At 71.6% G+C, this 3,106-nt stretch carries 1 protein-coding gene; it reads right to left on the bottom strand.

Going from position 1 to position 3,106, the window contains the following annotated elements; translation table 11 throughout:
• A partial coding sequence (locus KN815_RS46825) for a type I polyketide synthase (RefSeq protein WP_216347874.1) occupies positions 1–3,106 on the bottom strand: 3,106 nt, incomplete at both ends.

The raw sequence follows: 3,106 nt of genomic DNA, 5'->3' as shown, positions 1-3,106 counted from the left end.
CCCCACGCGGACAGCAGCCGGAACAACGCCACCTCGACCGCGAACAACGCGGGCTGGGTGAACGCCGTCCGATCCAGCAGCCCGGCATCCGCGCCCCCCTCCGCCGCGAACACCACATCCCGCAGCGGACGGTCCAGCAGACCGTCCAGTTGCGCGCACACCTCGTCCCACGCGTCGGCGAACACCGGGAAGGCGTCGTACAGCTCCCGGCCCATGCCCAGGCGCTGCGCACCCTGGCCCGAGAACAGGAACGCCGTCTTGCCGGCCGCCCCCGCCACGCCGCGTACGACGCCGGGCGCGGTCTCGCCCTTCGCGAGGGCCTCGAGGCCACGCAGCATGTCCGCGCGGTCCTCGCCGACCACGGCGGCCCGGTGGTCGAAGAGCGATCGGGCCGTCGCCAAGGAATAGCCGACGTCCACAGCGGGCATGGACTCTTCGGTGGCGGTGGCGAGTTGGGCACGCAGCCGTTCGGCCTGGCCGCGGAGGGCGGCGTCGGTCCGGCCGGACAGGATCCACGGCACCGGGGCCGCGGCGGAGCCCGGGGTCTGCGCTGCCCGCGGCGCCTCCGGCTCGTCGTCGGCCGGCGCCTGCTCGATGATGGTGTGCGCGTTGGTACCGCTCACGCCGAAGGCGGATACCGCCGCCCTGCGCGGGTGGCCCCGCTCCGGCCAGGGCATCGCCTCGGTCAGCAGCTCGAGGTCGCCCGCCGACCAGTCCACGTGCGGCGACACCTCGTCCACGTGCAACGTCTTGGGAAGGGTACCTTCGCGCATGGCCATCACCATCTTGATGACCCCGGCGACACCGGCGGCGGCCTGCGTATGACCGATATTCGACTTGATGGCACCCAGCAGCAGCGGCTCGCCCTCGGGGCGGCCCTGTCCATAGGTGGCCAGCAGCGCCTGCGCCTCGATCGGGTCGCCGAGGGGAGTGCCGGTGCCATGGGCCTCGACCACGTCCACATCGGCGGAGACCAGCCGGGCACTGGCCAGCGTCTGCTCGATGAGCCGCTGCTGGGACGGGCCGTTGGGCGCCGTCAGACCGTTGGAGGCGCCGTCCTGGTTGATGGACGAGCCCCGGATGACGGCCAGCACCTGGTGGCCGTTGCGCTGCGCGTCCGACAGCCGCTCCACCAAGAGCATGCCCACGCCCTCGGACCAGCCGGTGCCGTCGGCATCCGCCGAGAACGCCTTGCACCGCCCGTCGAACGACAGCACGCGCTGGGCGCTGAACTCGATGAACGTACCCGGGGTGGCCATGATGGTCACACCACCGGCCAGCGCCACGGATGCCTCGCCCTGGCGCAGCGACTGGCAGGCCAGGTGCAGGGCGACCAGAGACGAGGAACACGCGGTGTCCACCGTCACGGCCGGGCCCTCGAAGCCGAAGGTGTAGGAGATGCGGCCGGACGAGACGCTGGGGGCGCTGCCGAGTCCGAGGTAGCCCTCCACTCCTTCGGTGTCGCTCAGGATGCGCGAACCGTAGTCGTGGTAGTTGGAGCCGACGAAGACTCCGGTCTGGCTGCCGCGCAGCGCCACGGGGTCGATACCGGCGCGCTCGAACGCCTCCCATGACGTCTCCAGCAGCAGCCGCTGCTGCGGGTCGATCGCCATCGCCTCACGCGGCGAGATCCCGAAGAACGAGGGGTCGAAGTGGCCCACCTCGTCGAGGAAGCCGCCGGCCTGGACGTAACTGGTGCCGGACTTCTCGGGGTCCGGGTCGTAGAGGCCGTCGATGTCCCAGCCACGGTCATCGGGGAACTGGGAGATCACGTCCCCCTCGGCCATCAGCAGCTCCCACAGCTCCTCGGGGCTGCGCACCCCTCCGGGGAACCGGCAGCTCATGCCAATGATGGCGATCGGCTCATCGGTGGCGATGGGCCGATCGAGCCCCTCCGATGCCTTGGCCGCGGCGGCGGGGCCGCCCTCGGTGACCGGCTGGTCGCCGAACATCTCCGTGTACAGATACCGGGCCAGAACCGTGGCGGTCGGGTAGTCGAAGACACAGGTGACCGGCAGTCGGAGACCGGTGACCACGCCGAGGCGGTTGCGCAGCTCGACAGCGGTCAGCGAGTCGAAACCGAGGTCACGGAAGGCACGCTCGGCCTCCACCGCGTCCGCGCTGTCGTAACCGAGGACGTCGGCGGCCTGGTTGCGCACCAGCTCCAGGAGGAGCTTGGGCTGCTCGGCGGGGGACAGCTTCGCCATCTCCCGGCGCAGCTCGGAAACGGCGTCGTCGCCGTCGCCGGTGTCCGCGCCGGCGGCGGCAGCGGGGCGGTTCAGCTCGGGCAGCTCGCGGAAGAGCGCGCTCGGACGTGAACCGACGAACTCCGGCTGGAAGCGATCCCAGTCGATCTCGGCGATGACCATGAAGGTCTCGTCCAGTTCAAGGGCCTGCTGCATACCGGAGATCGCCAGCTCGGGCACCATTCCGACCATGCCGGAACGGTCCATCCGCTCGCCGACCTCACCGGATCCGAGGCCGCCTCCGGCCCAGGCGCCCCAGGCGATGGACGTGGCCGGAAGGCCGTCCGCACGCCGCTGCAACGCCAGCGCGTCGAGGTAGGCGTTACCCGCCGCGTAGCTGCCCTGACCCGGACCGCCCAGCGTGCCCGCCCCGGAGGAGAACAGTACGAAGGCGGCGAGGTCCATCCCGGCGGTCAGCTCATGCAGGTTCCGCGTGGCGTCCACCTTCGGGCGCAACACCCCGGCCGCCCGGCGCACCGTGAGGGCGTCCACCACGCCGTCGTCCAGCACACCGGCCGTATGCACCACGGCGGTCAGCGGGAACTCCTGCGGGATCGCGTCCAGCACCGCGGCCAGCGCCTCACGGTCCGCGGCGTCACACGCCGCCACCGTCACCCGGGCACCGAGCCCTTCCAGCTCCGCCTTCAACTCGGCGGCGCCCTCCGCCTCCATGCCACTGCGGCTGGTCAGCACCAGATGCTCGGCACCCGTACGCGCCAGCCAGCGGGCGACATGGCCACCCAGCGCACCCGTACCACCGGTCACCAGCGCCGAACCACGGCCCTGCCAGGAGCCCCGGTTCACCGCGTCATCAGCCGACGAGGCCCGCACCATGCGCTTGGCGAACACACCGGAGCCGC

It is taken from the genome of Streptomyces niphimycinicus, assembly GCF_018883605.1.
GTDB lineage: Bacteria > Actinomycetota > Actinomycetes > Streptomycetales > Streptomycetaceae > Streptomyces > Streptomyces niphimycinicus.
This window is presented reverse-complemented; position numbering and strand designations above follow the sequence as displayed.